At 62.0% G+C, this 13,313-nt stretch carries 15 protein-coding genes and 1 pseudogene; 7 read left to right on the top strand and 9 right to left on the bottom strand.

Features of this window, described 5'->3' with window-relative positions:
• Positions 1-84 precede the first annotated feature (84 nt).
• Positions 85-321: a hypothetical protein gene (locus tag LO50_RS16285; RefSeq protein WP_014819895.1), complete on the top strand. Its 237-nt coding sequence runs from the start codon at positions 85-87 to the stop codon at positions 319-321.
• Between the two features lie 224 nt (positions 322-545).
• Here the strand turns inward: LO50_RS16285 and pdxH are convergent, their stop codons facing one another.
• The 4 genes from pdxH to dinG form a co-directional block, all read right to left on the bottom strand.
• Entirely contained in the window at positions 546-1,193 is a 648-nt protein-coding gene (gene pdxH, locus LO50_RS16280) for a pyridoxamine 5'-phosphate oxidase (protein WP_014819894.1), read from the bottom strand.
• A gap of 196 nt (positions 1,194-1,389) precedes the next feature.
• Positions 1,390-2,016, bottom strand: a complete 627-nt coding sequence (locus LO50_RS16275) for an OmpA family protein (RefSeq protein ID WP_014819893.1) — start codon at positions 2,014-2,016, stop codon at positions 1,390-1,392.
• 136 nt (positions 2,017-2,152) lie between these two features.
• On the bottom strand, positions 2,153-3,301 hold the full coding sequence (locus tag LO50_RS16270; RefSeq protein ID WP_044315661.1) for an EstA family serine hydrolase: 1,149 nt from the start codon (positions 3,299-3,301) through the stop codon (positions 2,153-2,155).
• 109 nt (positions 3,302-3,410) lie between these two features.
• Entirely contained in the window at positions 3,411-5,555 is a 2,145-nt protein-coding gene (gene dinG / locus LO50_RS16265; RefSeq protein ID WP_044315647.1) for an ATP-dependent DNA helicase DinG, read from the bottom strand.
• 87 nt (positions 5,556-5,642) lie between these two features.
• Here dinG and LO50_RS16260 point away from each other — a divergent pair, with 87 nt between their 5' ends.
• The gene (locus LO50_RS16260; RefSeq protein ID WP_023444824.1) at positions 5,643-6,107 is read left to right on the top strand and encodes a CopD family protein; all 465 of its coding nucleotides are present in this window, start codon (positions 5,643-5,645) and stop codon (positions 6,105-6,107) included.
• 59 nt (positions 6,108-6,166) lie between these two features.
• On the opposite strand, the gene LO50_RS25600 is transcribed toward LO50_RS16260, so the two are convergent.
• Positions 6,167-6,805 (bottom strand): OmpA family protein, encoded by a 639-nt coding sequence (locus LO50_RS25600; RefSeq protein ID WP_473243922.1) that lies wholly within the window; start codon positions 6,803-6,805, stop codon positions 6,167-6,169.
• A 132-nt stretch (positions 6,806-6,937) separates the two neighbouring features.
• Here LO50_RS25600 and LO50_RS16250 point away from each other — a divergent pair, with 132 nt between their 5' ends.
• On the top strand, positions 6,938-7,435 hold the full coding sequence (locus LO50_RS16250) for a DUF6231 family protein (RefSeq protein ID WP_042925687.1): 498 nt from the start codon (positions 6,938-6,940) through the stop codon (positions 7,433-7,435).
• A 1-nt stretch (position 7,436) separates the two neighbouring features.
• The gene (locus LO50_RS16245) at positions 7,437-7,922 is read left to right on the top strand and encodes a YchJ family protein (protein WP_044315646.1); all 486 of its coding nucleotides are present in this window, start codon (positions 7,437-7,439) and stop codon (positions 7,920-7,922) included.
• A 55-nt stretch (positions 7,923-7,977) separates the two neighbouring features.
• On the opposite strand, the gene fpr is transcribed toward LO50_RS16245, so the two are convergent.
• Entirely contained in the window at positions 7,978-8,754 is a 777-nt protein-coding gene (gene fpr / locus LO50_RS16240; protein ID WP_014819886.1) for a ferredoxin-NADP reductase, read from the bottom strand.
• Between the two features lie 113 nt (positions 8,755-8,867).
• On the opposite strand from fpr, the gene LO50_RS16235 reads away from it, so the two are divergent.
• Complete coding sequence (locus LO50_RS16235) at positions 8,868-9,794, top strand: LysR family transcriptional regulator (RefSeq protein WP_042925690.1); 927 nt, start codon at positions 8,868-8,870, stop codon at positions 9,792-9,794.
• Positions 9,795-9,808: 14 nt separating this feature from the next.
• Here the strand turns inward: LO50_RS16235 and erdR are convergent, their stop codons facing one another.
• Positions 9,809-10,459 (bottom strand): response regulator transcription factor ErdR, encoded by a 651-nt coding sequence (gene erdR, locus LO50_RS16230; RefSeq protein WP_003299411.1) that lies wholly within the window; start codon positions 10,457-10,459, stop codon positions 9,809-9,811.
• A gap of 246 nt (positions 10,460-10,705) precedes the next feature.
• Here erdR and LO50_RS16225 point away from each other — a divergent pair, with 246 nt between their 5' ends.
• Positions 10,706-11,617 carry a DMT family transporter gene (locus LO50_RS16225; protein WP_042925694.1) on the top strand — a complete coding sequence of 304 codons (912 nt, stop codon included), beginning with the start codon at positions 10,706-10,708 and terminating at the stop codon, positions 11,615-11,617.
• Between the two features lie 13 nt (positions 11,618-11,630).
• On the opposite strand, the gene LO50_RS16220 is transcribed toward LO50_RS16225, so the two are convergent.
• A complete protein-coding gene (locus LO50_RS16220; protein ID WP_044315645.1) occupies positions 11,631-12,341 on the bottom strand; it encodes a tRNA-uridine aminocarboxypropyltransferase in 711 nt (236 codons plus the stop codon).
• A gap of 127 nt (positions 12,342-12,468) precedes the next feature.
• Between LO50_RS16220 and LO50_RS16215 the strand changes: the two genes are divergently transcribed.
• Positions 12,469-12,867, top strand: coding sequence for a PA3611 family quorum-sensing-regulated virulence factor (locus tag LO50_RS16215; RefSeq protein WP_014819882.1), 399 nt, complete (start codon positions 12,469-12,471; stop codon positions 12,865-12,867).
• 55 nt (positions 12,868-12,922) lie between these two features.
• Here LO50_RS16215 and LO50_RS16210 read toward each other — a convergent pair.
• Positions 12,923-13,313, bottom strand: a pseudogene (locus LO50_RS16210) (phosphoketolase family protein); the annotation flags it as partial.

Below are 13,313 nucleotides of genomic sequence, written 5' to 3'. Positions count from 1 at the left end.
CGTCCTGACTCAGCATTTACTACCTTCCTAGCATACATATGCGAGTCGAACCTGGCGCACCGGTTCCTCTCGCCGAGACGATCCATGGATTACTTCATCATAGCCATCACCACCATAGCTGGCCTGGCTTTTCACGGCTGGCTGATCATGCGCTTCCGACTTTGGGCCGATCGGGACCTGGCGCTTTCAATCGCCGGCAGCGACCCAGACAAGCGCAGCTGGATGCTACAACGCCTCGCTGACGCGAAGAGTCAGAAGATCAAGCGGCGGGAACTACAAAGCTGGCTGGAGCAGCAGGTACAACGCTACCCCGGCCTCTGATTCGGACACTTTCAGAAGATCAGACCCGAACAGACAAGCCACGCTTTCAGGGTCTCTGACCATCGGCAAGCACATCCCTATGCACCAGGTGATCGTTTGCTGGTTACAGAAGGTTACCAGCACGGCGCGAGAGCTTACCCGCTGGCGCTCCAGCAAAGCGCCGCTCTCCGGTACAAGAGGTTTGGAGCAACAGCGCCTGGACTAGTTCGTTGCTGGGAGCCCATTTAGGGCGCCAAGCGCTCCCGCTGCCAGCTGTTTGCGATCAAACGATAGTCGAGACGATCATGCAGGCGGCTAGGCCGGCCCTGCCAGAACTCCATACGCTCCGGCAACAAGCGATAACCACCCCAGTGCGGCGGACAATGGGGTGCCGTGTCGAGAAAGCGCTGCTCGGTTTCCGCCAGCAAACGCTCAAGTTCGGCGCGATCGCGAATCACCTGGCTCTGCGGCGATGCCCAGGCACCGAGCCGGCTACCCAAGGGGCGGACTTGAAAATAAGCATCCGACTCCTCCTGAGTAACCTTCTCCACCCGCCCCTCGATACGAACCTGACGCTCGAGTGTCGGCCAGAAGAAAGTCATGGCTGCATAGGGCGAAGCATTCAGTTGCTCACCCTTGGCGCTGTCGTAATTGGTGAAAAAGGTAAAGCCTCGATCATCCAGCGCCTTGAGAAGCAGGATGCGACAGTGAGGACGGCCGTCGGAGTCGACCGTAGCCAGGGACATCGCGTTAGGTTCCACCGGCGCCTGTTCGGTTTTCGTGGCCTCGGTGAACCACTGACGAAACAATCCGAACGGCTCGGCTGGTGCATTGGCCTCGCTGAGTCCGTCACGGGTGTAGTCACGGCGCATATCGGCCAGGGTCTGGATCATCGCGGGGCTCCTTGTAGTCGAATAAGCAGGCTTCAGCCTACCAGGCGGCCATTCGCCGGGCGACGGTGGTTGAACCCAGCCGGCCTGCATGAACTAGCTTATCCGCGTGCTCAGGCAACGCGCTTGATTCAAGGCAACCATGCCCAACGAAAACAGGCCCGCATGCGGGCCTGTCGATATCCAATGCCTGGCAGCGCTACTTGGCGACCTCGGCTTGCGCCACCTGAGTCGCGGCCTGCGCCGGCTGCTCGTACTTAGCGATCAATGCGAGCATCGTCGCCTGCGGCGCCAGTACCATCTCGACCCGACGGTTCAGAGCCCGGCCTTCCTTGCTGTCGTTGGCTGCACGCGGCATGTCGGAACCCAGGCCTCGAATGCGCAGGCGGTTATGCTTGAGGCCACTCAGGCGGAAAATGGCCGCCACGGCACCGGCACGCTCGCGACTTACGGTGCGATTGGTGTCCGCAGAGCCAGTGCTGTCGGCATGACCGAGTACGACTACGGCAGTCTTGTCGTCCTTCTCGACCAGCTTTGCAACACGGGTGATCGGCCCGAGGGTTACCGGCAGGAGCATGCCGGGACGATCCGGATTGAAGGACGAGTCCACCGGCGCAGTCACCACCAGCACGCTGTCACGGCGCTCCACCTCGAAACCACTGCCCACGAGCGCATCCTTCAACTGCGGCTCGTACTCATCGAGCCAGGCGTAATCCACCTTGACCGTAGCCGGGGCAGCGGCCTCGCTCGGTTTCTCGCTCTTCGAGCTGCACCCGGCAACGACGATCATGCAGAAAATCAGGGAGACGCTCTTCAGCAGGTTCATGAGGCAGGTTCCGTCAACCAGAAGCGTTCTAGGAGGGTGCGACCAATCGAGGTGAGGCCACTATTGAGTTCGAGTTGAAATTGTGGACGCAAGCCCTTCTTTTGAAAAGCCTGCGAGGCCAGAAGTGACGAGTGGTTCAACGCAGGCATGCTGCAACGCTGCGCGCCAGCGATTGAGCACGCGGGTCCATCAGCACATAGGGGCCGAGGGTATTGGTCACGAAACCGAACCCCAGTTCACGCTCCGGATCGGCAAAACCAACACTGCCACCGGCACCAGGGTGACCGAACGCCTGCTCTCCCATACCAAAGGTGGCATTGGCGACGTGCGGCTGATCCAACCAGCAGCCGAGGCCGAAACGCGTGGCCGCCAACAGAGTGCGGTCTTGTCCTGCGCTGTGCTCACTGGTCATCTCGCGCAGCAGCGACTCATCCAGAAGTTTGCCCTGCAGCAACCCTGTATAGAAACCCGCCAACGAGCGGGCATTGCCATGGCCGTTGGCTGCCGGTTGCGCCATGCGTCGCCATTCCGGTTTGTTACCACTGCTCATGATGGACGGTGGATTGTTGAAGGCCCGGACACTTATTGACTCCGGCTCGCTCATCAAGGCCTTGAACAGGCGCTGCGCGGCAGCGTCACCGAAGTCGTTCTTGGTGCGCGTGAGATAAGCGACACGATGAGCCTCGGAGTCGCCGAGACCGATATGGAAGTCAAGCCCGAGCGGCACCGCCGTACGACGAACGATCGACTCCCCAGGCCCACAGCCATCGACACGACGCAGGAGCTCACCAACCAGCCAGCCGTAGGTCATCGCCGCGTAGCCCTGATCGGTGCCGGGCGCCCACGATGGCTCTTCGGCTGCTAGCGCGGCGGTCATGACGTCCCAGTCGTACAGCGCTTCGGCGGCTAGCGGTCTGCGAATCGCCGGCAATCCCGCCCGATGACAGAGCAGCTGACGCAGGGTGATGGTTTCCTTGCCATTGACTGCGAACTCCGGCCATATACGGCCGACGGGCTCATCCAGCTGCAGCTTGCCTTCCTCGACCAGCTGCAGCGCAGCAACCCCGGTGAAGGTCTTGGTGCAGGAGAACAGGTTGACCACCGTATCGCTGTGCCACACCTGCTCGCCCTGATTGTCGGCAACGCCGGCCCAGAGATCGACGACCGTCTCGCCGCCGATCTGCACGCAGAGTCCCGCGCCGCGCTGCTGGGTGCCGTCGAACAGCGCGCCGAACGCATCGCGAACGGCCTCGAAACGAAGATCGAAATAGCCCTGAACCTGCACGCTGTCACCTCTCGCAATCAATTCTCGGGATTCTTGCAGCCGCCATTACGCAACAAAACCGCCAGACGAAGCGGTGATGGGGTGATATCGCGACCGGTTATCTCGCCTATCAACTGATCTCGCGACGGAACGGCGGCAGCGCATTGAGGATCGCCTTGCCATAGCGCTGCGTCACCACTCGCCGGTCGAGCAGCGTGATGGTTCCACGGTCCGCCTCGGTACGCAGCAGCCGCCCACAGGCCTGCACTAGCCGCAGAGAGGCATCTGGAACGGCGATCTCCATGAAGGGGTTGCCGCCGCGCGCCTCGATCCACTCTGCCAATGCGGCCTCGACCGGGTCATCGGGGACCGCAAACGGAATCTTCGCAATCACCACATGCTCGCAGTATGCCCCCGGCAGATCGACGCCTTCGGCAAAGCTGGCAAGCCCGAACAGCACACTGGACTCGCCATCGTCCACCCGCGCCTTGTGCTTGTTCAGGGTTTCCTGCTTGGACAGGTTGCCCTGGATCAGCACCCGCCGACGCCATTCACGCTCCAGGCCGTCGAACACGTCCTGCATCTGCTTGCGTGACGAGAACAGTACAAGCGTTCCCCGTGCACCTTCGACCAATCCCGGCAGTTCGCGGACGATGGCTGCCGTGTGTGCTGCAGCATCGCGCGGATCGGCCTTCAGATCGGGGACGCGCAGCACCCCGGCATCGGCATGATGAAAAGGACTCGGCACCACGGCGGTGACCGCAGCCTTGGGCAAGCCGGCCCGCATGCGGTAGCGGTCGAAACTGTTCAGCGCCGTGAGCGTCGCCGATGTCACCAGCGCACCAAAGGCGACATTCCAGAGATTGCGCCGCAATGTTTCCGCTGCAAGGATCGGGCTGGCATTGACCTCGATATCGAACAGCGCCCCGCCTTCCGCCAGGGTCAGCCAGCGCGCCATTGGCGGGCTATCCTCCGGGTCTTCGACGGTGAATGCGGTCCACAACTCCCAATTGTTCTGCGAACGCGTCAGCAGACTGCCGAACAGCGGGTACCACTCCTCGGCCTGATGGCTGGCGATTCCGCCACCTGCTTCGCCGTCCATGGCCTCCTTGAGCAGTTCAGCGATCCGACTGAACAGATCGGTCAGCTTGGAAAAACCCTTCTTCAGCTCGGTGCCCAGCTCGATCAGATGCTCCGGCACCACGCCACCGACGAAGCGGTGCCGCGGCCGCTCACGGCCCTCCATGTCCTCACCGGCCTTGAAATCGGCCAATTGCTCACAGGCGCTGAACATGAACTGCTGTTGGGTGCGCAGATCACGAGCCAGTTCTGGGATGCCCTCCACCAGCCGACCGAGCTCGCCCGGCAGCGGATGCTGGGCAAGCAGCTTGGTCAGGTTCTTTTCCACCTGCCCGAGCCAGTCAGCCGTGGAGCGCAACCGGGTGAAATGGGCGAAGTGACCGATGGCCTTGTCCGGCAGGTGATGCCCTTCGTCGAAGACGTAGATGGTGTCACGTGGATCGGGCAACACCGCACCGCCGCCAAGGGCCAGGTCAGCCAGAACCATGTCGTGGTTGGTGACGATCACGTCGACCTTGGTCATGCCCTCGCGCGCCTTGTAGAACGCGCACTGCTGAAAGTTGGGGCAATGCCGGCCGGTGCATTGGCTGTGATCCGTGGTGAGCTGCGACCAGTCCGCATCGCCCAGCTCCTCCGGCCAGGTGTCGCGGTCGCCATCCCAGCGATTACCCGCCAACTTCTCGATCATGCCGGTGAAAAGCTTCTGGCTGCGCTCGTCGACCTCGATGCGGAAGCCTTCTTCCTCGAACAACTGGGCGGTCGCGCTCTGCGCCTGGCCTTCCTGCAGTAACAGATCCAGCTTTGACAGGCACAGGTAGCGCCCGCGGCCCTTGGCCAATGCGAAGCTGAAATTCAGTCCGCTGTTGCGCATCAGGTCCGGCAGATCCTTGTGCACGATCTGCTCCTGCAGGGCGACCGTTGCCGTGGCGATCACCAGCCGCTTGCCAGCCGCCTTGGCGGTGGGGATCGCCGCCAGACTATAGGCGACGGTCTTGCCTGTACCGGTGCCCGCCTCGACCGCGACGACCGCGGGCTCGCTCTCGCGACGCCCTTCATCGTCGGTCTTGATAGTGCCGAGCACCTTGGCGACCTCGGCGATCATCAGGCGCTGGCCATAGCGGGCCTTGAGCCCCTTGGCTTCGAGAAAACGGCTGTAGGCGCCCTGGATCTGGGACTTGAGTTCGGTGCTGAGCATGGGCGCGGAGCTGTATATATTTTCAGTACTTCAATGGGGCGGCTATGATAGCGCGCGTTCGCCCTGCCGCCACCGGAGATTTGCCCCATGACGTCATTTGCCCTGCTTTACACCCTGCATGTACTCGCCGCGACGGTCTGGGTGGGCGGAATGTTTTTCGCCTGGATGGTGCTGCGCCCGGCGGCGGTGGCGGTGCTGCAGGCACCGGAACGGTTGACCTTATGGGCAGATGTGTTCCGACGTTTTTTCGTCTGGGTCTGGGTGGCGGTGCTGGTATTGCCGCTAAGCGGCATCGGCATGTGGCACATGCGTTTCGGCCCGCTGGAAAGCGCACCGCGCTACGTTCACATCATGGCCGGTCTGTATCTGGTGATGCTGGCGCTGTTTCTGCGTATCCAGCTACTGCAGTTGCCGGTCCTCAAGCGCGCGGTCGAGGCCGAGCGGTGGCCGGACGGTGGTGCGGTCCTCGGGCAGATTCGCCGACTGGTGGGCATCAACCTCGTGCTCGGCCTGCTGGTGATCGCGCTGGCCAGCGTACGGCCGTCGTTCTGACAGCCGTAAAATAAAACAGCCGGACACTGGGCCCGGCTGGATCTGTTACCGCATTCGACTCAAGGGCGTGCTTCGACCTCAGCCTCTACGCGACGGTTGATAGCTCGGCCTTCTTCGGTTGCGTTATCGGCCACCGGGCGCGACTCACCGTAGCCAACCGCATTCACCCGATCGCCACCAACGCCATACTCGTCGACCAGCACTTTACGAACCGCATTGGCGCGGCGCTCGGAAAGGCGCTGATTGTAGGCATCGGTACCGACGGAGTCGGTGTGGCCTTCGAGCACGGTCGTGGTCTGGCCATATTCCTTCATGAAATCAGCCAGATTCTGGATGTCGCCATAGCTATCCTGCTTGACCACATCACGATCGAAGTCGAACTTGACGTCCAGTTCGACGCGCACCGGCTCTGCCGCAGGCTCCGGTTCCGGCTCGGACTGAGGCATCGGCTCGACCGTCTCGACGACGGCGACCGTTTCCTCTTCCATGCCGTTGGCCCAACAATAGGCTGCCGCGACACCACCACCGATCAGCGCACCCCAACCGGCATAGGAGCTGCTCTCGATGGCCCCCAGCGCGGCACCGCTCACGCCACCCACGGCCGCACATGTCGGCCAATCCTGTTTCTGCACGCCTGCACAACCAGCCAGGAACGTGGTCATGACAATAACGGGTACTGCTGTCCGTAATGTACTCATCGATCAAAACCTCCAGTGTGGACATTCAGCCAGAATCGCCACGTACGGAAATCCGGGCGGCTCCGGTTATTTTCAGACTAGGCCGACAAACGGCACCGCGCTAGTCTTCACCTTTGAAACGAGGATTCTCGATTGACTGAAAACCCTGTAGTGCACACGCCACAACAAGCGCTTGCGGCGATGCTCGAGCACTATGCCCCAGGCCGTCTATTGCACGTGGGGCGCAGTGATCAACCTGCTCTGGCTGCCTACGCCGAATGTCATCCGGAGTTTCAGCTAGACCGCGCCGATGCCGCGCCGCTATCAGAACAACTGGCCTCTCAGCGCTACGATTTGGCCCTGTTCGTCGACTGTCTGGAGCACATGCCCAAGCGTAACGGCCTGGAGCTGCTCGGCAGCGTTCGCAATCTGAATGCCAGCCGTATGGCGGTACTCGTGGATCTCGACGCATCCGAATGGCAGACCACAGACTTCTATGCACTAGCCCTGCAAGTCAGCGAGCGCTTCCAGCGCGACGGACAGACCTTGACGCTCTTCACCTACGACCTGCTCCAATACAAGCAGGTTCCGGACTGGCTGAATGCCAGGTTCTGGGCCAACCCGGAAAACTTCGGAAAGTACTGGTGGTGACATGAGCGAACAGCGCCCCCTCGCGCCTAACTGCCCTTGCGGCAGCGGCAATACGCTTGAGCAGTGCTGCGGCCGTTATCACGCGGGCACACCGGCACCCAGCGCCGAACTGCTGATGCGCTCGCGCTATAGCGCCTACGTGCTGGGTCTGGTCGACTATCTGCAGGCCACCACGCTGCCGGTGCAACAGACGGCGCTGGACATGGACGGCATGCGCCGCTGGAGCCTGGACAGCACCTGGTTGGGGCTGGAAGTGAACGAGAGTGCAGTGCTCGGCGGCAAGCCTGAACATGCACGGGTGACCTTCACCGCCCGCTGGCACGACCAGGCGGGCGAGCATGTCCACCAGGAACGCTCGGCCTTCGTTCAATGCGACGGAAAATGGTATTTCATCGATCCGACGGTGCCACTCAGGGCCGGACGCAACGATCCCTGCCCATGCGGCAGCGGTTCGAAATTCAAGAAGTGCTGCGCCGCCTACGTCTGATGCCAGACCGCACCGGGATAGCCGCCGCGCGAGGCGGCGGCGTGGAGCGGATGCGCTACTTCTCGACGAATGCGCGCTCGATCAGGTAGTGCCCCGGATCGCCCATGCGCGGCGAGACGCTCAGACCGAAGCTGTCCAGCACCTGGCTGGTTTCGTCCAGCATGCTCGGACTGCCGCAAATCATCGCGCGATCGTCCTGCGGATTGATCGGAGGCAGGCCGATGTCGCTGAACAGTTTGCCGCTGCGCATCAGCTCGGTCAGGCGACCCTGATTCTCGAAAGGCTCGCGCGTCACAGTCGGGTAATAGATCAGTTTTTCCTTCACCGCCTCACCAAAGAACTCGTTCTGCGGCAGGTGCTCGGTGATGAATTCGCGATAGGCGACTTCGTTTGCGTAGCGAACACCATGCACCAGCACGACTTTTTCGAAGCGCTCGTAGGTTTCCGGGTCCTGGATGACACTCATGAATGGCGCCAGGCCCGTGCCGGTGCTGAGCAGGTAAAGATGCTTGCCAGGCAGCAGGTCGTCGAGCACCAGTGTTCCGGTTGGCTTGCGGCTGACCATGATCTGGTCGCCTTCCTGCAGGTGCTGCAGTCGAGAAGTCAGCGGGCCGTTCTGCACCTTGATGCTGAAGAACTCCAGATACTCTTCGTAGTTGGGACTGGCGATACTGTAGGCGCGCATCAGCGGACGGCCCTCGACCTCTAGGCCGATCATGACGAACTGGCCGTTCTCGAAGCGCAAGCCTGCATTGCGGGTGGTCTTGAAGCTGAACAGCGTGTCGTTCCAATGGTGCACACTGAGAACGCGCTCTACGTTCAGATTGCTCATGCTACGAATTCCTCGTGGTGTCGCGACGGGCGTCGTTACGTGGCGCCAGTCTAGCGATGGCGTCTTTATTCGTTAACTGGATAATAAAGATATAGGTTATCGGTTATATAGATATGCATTTTACTCTCCGCCAGATCGAAGTGTTTGCCGCTGTCGCCCGCCAGGAAAGCGTGTCGCGCGCAGCCGAGAGCCTCTCGTTGTCACAGTCCGCAACCAGTACGTCGCTGGCCGAACTGGAACGCCAGTCCGGCTGCCAGCTCTTCGACCGAGCCGGCAAAAGGCTCTGCTTGAACGCGCTCGGACAACAGCTGCTGCCGCAGGCGGTTGCCCTGCTCGATCAGGCACGCGCCATCGAGGATTTGCTCAACGGCAAGAGCGGCTTCGGCTCACTGGCGGTCGGTGCGACGCTGACGATCGGCAACTACCTCGCCACGTTGCTGATTGGCAGCTTCATGCAGCGCCACCCGGAATGCCGAGTGAAGCTGCACGTGCACAACACTGCGCACATCGTGCATCAGATCGCGCAACACGAACTTGATCTGGGTTTGATCGAAGGTGATTGCCAGCACCCGGACCTTGAGGTCCAGCCGTGGATCGAAGATGAGCTGGTGGTGTTCTGCGCGCCGCAGCACCCGCTGGCCGGGCGCAGCGAGGTGGGCCTGGACGAGCTGACCAGCGAAGCGTGGATTCTCCGCGAGCAGGGCTCCGGCACGCGGATGACCTTCGAACAGGCTGTGCGACATCGGCCAGGCAAGCTGAACGTGCGGCTCGAGCTGGAGCACACCGAAGCGATCAAACGCGCGGTGGAGTCGGGACTGGGGATCGGCTGTATTTCTCGACTGGCGCTGCGTGACGCCTTTCGCCGTGGCAGCCTGGTACCGGTGGCGACGCCCGAGCTGGACCTGCGCCGCCAGTTCTACTTCATATGGCATTCGCACAAGTATCAGACCGCGGCCATGCTCGAGTTCGTCGAACAGTGCCGCGCCCTGACCTCAGGCGTGCGCCGCAGCGATGAAATCCAGCTGCCGCCGATCGCCTGAGACCCGCATCCGGATCAGCTGGTTGGAATGGAACCCATCTGCTGCAGCAACAGGGCTGCCTGGGTGCGGGTACGCACGCCGAGCTTGCGGAAGATAGCGGTAACGTGGGCCTTGATGGTCGCTTCGGAAACGCTCAGTTCGTAGGCGATCTGCTTGTTCAACAGCCCGTCACAGACCATGGTCAGCACTCGGAACTGTTGCGGCGTCAGGCTGGCAAGCCCGGCGCTGGCAGCCTTGGCCTCATCGCTGACGTTGGCTACATCCTGGATGTTGCTAGGCCACCAGACATCGCCATCCAAAACAGCACGTACCGCTTCCTGGATGGTTTCCAGAGAACTGGACTTGGGAATGAAACCGCTGGCACCGAACTCACGGGAGCGCGCAACGACCGCCGCGTCCTCCTGTGCCGAGATCATGACTACCGGTAGATGCGGATACTGCCCCCTCAGCAGTACCAGCCCCGAGAAACCATAGGCTCCAGGCATGTTCAGATCCAGCAGCACCAGATCCCAATCGGCGCCCTGATTTAGAAGGCTTTCCAGTTCGGCGATGCTGGCCGCTTCCACCAGACGTACGTTTTCCCCTAGCCCCATGGTGAGCGCCTGTTGCAGCGCGCTGCGGAAAAGCGGGTGATCATCGGCAATGATTATTTCGTAAGCAGCCATTGGCAGACCTGTAGTTTTTATTGGCGCTTTTTCATCGGCTTGAGCAGCCGATGCCGACAAGATGACGGCAGAAACCCCGAGACAACGCTCCGGGGATGGTCCGATGTGAAATTTTCGGCCGGCCAGACCGAATATCGGCCGCCCGCCACAACAAATCAAGCGGCGCAAGCATGCCCACCCATGAATAAGTGGTCAAGCGCGGCGCTTTGTAGCAAAGTCTGCGACTTTTCCCGACCGAGCCGAAACATGCGTAGCCAAGCCCTCCGCGCCGACTTCCTGATGCTGATCACCGCCATGATCTGGGGCACGGCCTTTGTCGCCCAACGCATCGGCATGGACAACATCGGCCCGTTTCTATTTACCGGCCTGCGCTTCGCCCTGGGCGCTCTCGCGCTGCTGCCACTGGTGATCTACCTGGGCCGCACCAAAGCCCGGCACGAACCCTTTCTGCAACGTGGCCTGCTGCTCGGCGGCCTGAGCATGGGGCTTGCGCTGACCGTGGGAATCAACCTGCAGCAGGTGGGCCTGCTGTTTACCAGCGTGACCAACTCGGGATTCATCACTGGCCTGTACGTGATCGTGGTGCCACTGCTGGGACTGATCATTGGCCACAGGACAGGCCTCGGAACCTGGGTCGGCGCCTTTCTCGCCGTTGCCGGCATGGCGCTGCTGAGCATCGGCGAGGATTTCACCGTTGCCTCTGGTGACTGGATCCAGTTGGCCGGCGCCTTCGTCTGGGGCCTGCATGTGCTGCTGGTGAGCTACTTCGTCAGCCGCCACGACGCGATTCGCCTGGCCTTCCTGCAGTTCGCCACCTGTGCCGTGGTCAGCCTGCTGCTGGCATTGATCTTTGAAGAGATCGAGCCGACCAGCATCTGGCTCGCCGGGCCGGCCCTCATCTATGGCGGATTGTTCGCCGTTGCGGTTGGCTACACGCTGCAGGTTGTTGCGCAAAAGCATGCGATCGCCTCCCATGCGGCGATCATCCTCTCACTGGAAGCGGTGTTCGCAGCCATCGCGGGCGCACTGTTCCTTGAGGAAAGCCTGACGCTGCGCGGCTACATGGGCTGCGTATTGATGTTCATCGGCATGCTCGCCGCACAGCTCTGGCCGCGCAAAGCCGAGCCGCTAACCGCAGCCAGTCCTGCCAAGGCCTGACGGCCAATCGAGTTCAGCGCGCAGGCTTCAATGCCAGATGCGCGGCGTTCTGCAGGTCCGGCTGGCGATGATACTTGGCGCCCAGATAGTGCTCGGTGAACACGTCGAGCAAGGCATCGAGCGTGTTCGCCGCGGCCGAATCTCCAGCCAGATCCAGACAGAGCGCTGCGACCTCGGCGGTGCACAGATGGTCACTGCGGGTCGACCGGCGCAGCCGGTAGCGCGACAGCGCCTCCGGTCGCAGGCTCAGCACCGGCAGGCCATCCAGGTAAGGGCTCTTGCGAAACATCTTGCGCGCCTCGGTCCAGGTGGCATCGAGCAGTATGAACAGCGGGCGCTTAGCGTTATCCCGCTCAACTTGCTCGACCACCCGCCTCGACTCGGCGTATTCGCCCGGAAAGATCACCAGTGGCTGCCATTGCGGATCGGCCAGCAGCGCCAGCAATCGCGGGTCCACGCCCGTGCGCTGCCAGGTGAAGGCGAAGGTATCGCGCACCACATCGGCAATCAGCCAGCCCGTATTGCTAGGCTTGAGCGGCTCGATATCGTGCATCAGCAGGCAGACGCCGCAATCGCTCTCGATCGTCGGCAACCAAGGGCAAAGGCAATGGCTGAATGGTACCCGGCAGCGCTCGCAGCGCGGCGCCCGGGAGCCGCGGGCAACGAAGGGCTTGAGGCTTTTCGCCAGGCGTTCGCTGCGCAGACGGGCTACGGCATGGGGCATGAATTGACTCGAGGGTGACGATGAAGCGCGGCAGTCTACCAGCGCCAGCGAGACTTCTGCCCAGCACCGTTAAATGAACCGCACCACAGGCAGCCGGTCGAAATAGCGCAGTCAAAAGGAGACCGCCATGTATCGTCTGACCACCCTGCTCGCTCTGAGCCTCGCCCTCCCCGTTGCCCACGCTGCCTCGCTGCAGGAGCAACAGCTGAATCAGCTGCTCGAGCAGGTCGCCCGCGAAAGCAGTGTCGGAACGCCTCGCGCGATCAACGAAGACATTCTTGATCAGGGCTACACCGTAGAAAACAACATGCTGGTAAACCATCTCAGCGTACAGCCGCGGCATGCGGCGCAGATGCGCGATAACCCGGCCGATGTGCGCAGCCAGCTCGCTGTTAGCGTCTGTGGCAATGAAGGACTACGCAAGCTGATGAGCCAGGGCGCAGTCCTGCGCTATGACTTCAGCGAGTACCAGAGCAACAAGCCCATCGCCAGCGAGCGCTACAAGGCCTCGGACTGCGACCGCTAACAGGTGAACGCTGGCAGGAGCAGGCCACGGCCCGCCGTCCTGCCAGGTTTATTTATCAAGCGTCGCCCCGCAGTATCTGCGGATCCCCCCTGCCAGCTACAGCGGCAGCCTCGTCCCTGGTAAGCAGCGCCGTGCGCGGCACGTTACGCAGGCGTGCGCAGGCCGCGAGCACGTTGGCCCAGCTGGCGCGGTTGGCGAATTGCATACCGAATTCATCCAGCGTGCCGCCGCGGTTGCGATAGCCGAGCGCCGAGCACTTGCGCGCGTCCGGCAGAATCGGCCACAGGTGACCGCGCGCCACTTCCGGCCGCATGTGCGTCAACAGCACGCGCATTTCCATCGCATCCGGGAACAACCGCTCCACCACGCCTTCGCTGGCGCGCACCCCGACTTCCCAATGATCGCGCGGCCCGCGGAAGCGGCCCGGCTCCTGCAGATAGACCAGC

The sequence above is a fragment of the Stutzerimonas stutzeri genome (assembly GCF_000935215.1).
Lineage (GTDB): Bacteria > Pseudomonadota > Gammaproteobacteria > Pseudomonadales > Pseudomonadaceae > Stutzerimonas.
The sequence above is the reverse complement of the archived record's forward strand: the minus strand, read 5'-3'. Positions and strand labels throughout refer to the sequence as shown.

Excerpts from the sequence above, each read along its gene's own strand:
- LO50_RS16285 (WP_014819895.1), top strand. The coding sequence starts at position 85 with ATGGATTACTTCATCATAGCCATCACCACCATAGCTGGCCTGGCTTTT.
- pdxH (WP_014819894.1), bottom strand. The coding sequence starts at position 1,193 with ATGATCCAGACCCTGGCCGATATGCGCCGTGACTACACCCGTGACGGA.
- LO50_RS16275 (WP_014819893.1), bottom strand. The coding sequence starts at position 2,016 with ATGAACCTGCTGAAGAGCGTCTCCCTGATTTTCTGCATGATCGTCGTT.
- dinG (WP_044315647.1), bottom strand. The coding sequence starts at position 5,555 with ATGCTCAGCACCGAACTCAAGTCCCAGATCCAGGGCGCCTACAGCCGT.
- LO50_RS16260 (WP_023444824.1), top strand. The coding sequence starts at position 5,643 with ATGACGTCATTTGCCCTGCTTTACACCCTGCATGTACTCGCCGCGACG.
- LO50_RS25600 (WP_473243922.1), bottom strand. The coding sequence starts at position 6,805 with ATGAGTACATTACGGACAGCAGTACCCGTTATTGTCATGACCACGTTC.
- LO50_RS16245 (WP_044315646.1), top strand. The coding sequence starts at position 7,437 with ATGAGCGAACAGCGCCCCCTCGCGCCTAACTGCCCTTGCGGCAGCGGC.
- fpr (WP_014819886.1), bottom strand. The coding sequence starts at position 8,754 with ATGAGCAATCTGAACGTAGAGCGCGTTCTCAGTGTGCACCATTGGAAC.
- LO50_RS16235 (WP_042925690.1), top strand. The coding sequence starts at position 8,868 with ATGCATTTTACTCTCCGCCAGATCGAAGTGTTTGCCGCTGTCGCCCGC.
- erdR (WP_003299411.1), bottom strand. The coding sequence starts at position 10,459 with ATGGCTGCTTACGAAATAATCATTGCCGATGATCACCCGCTTTTCCGC.
- LO50_RS16225 (WP_042925694.1), top strand. The coding sequence starts at position 10,706 with ATGCGTAGCCAAGCCCTCCGCGCCGACTTCCTGATGCTGATCACCGCC.
- LO50_RS16220 (WP_044315645.1), bottom strand. The coding sequence starts at position 12,341 with ATGCCCCATGCCGTAGCCCGTCTGCGCAGCGAACGCCTGGCGAAAAGC.
- LO50_RS16215 (WP_014819882.1), top strand. The coding sequence starts at position 12,469 with ATGTATCGTCTGACCACCCTGCTCGCTCTGAGCCTCGCCCTCCCCGTT.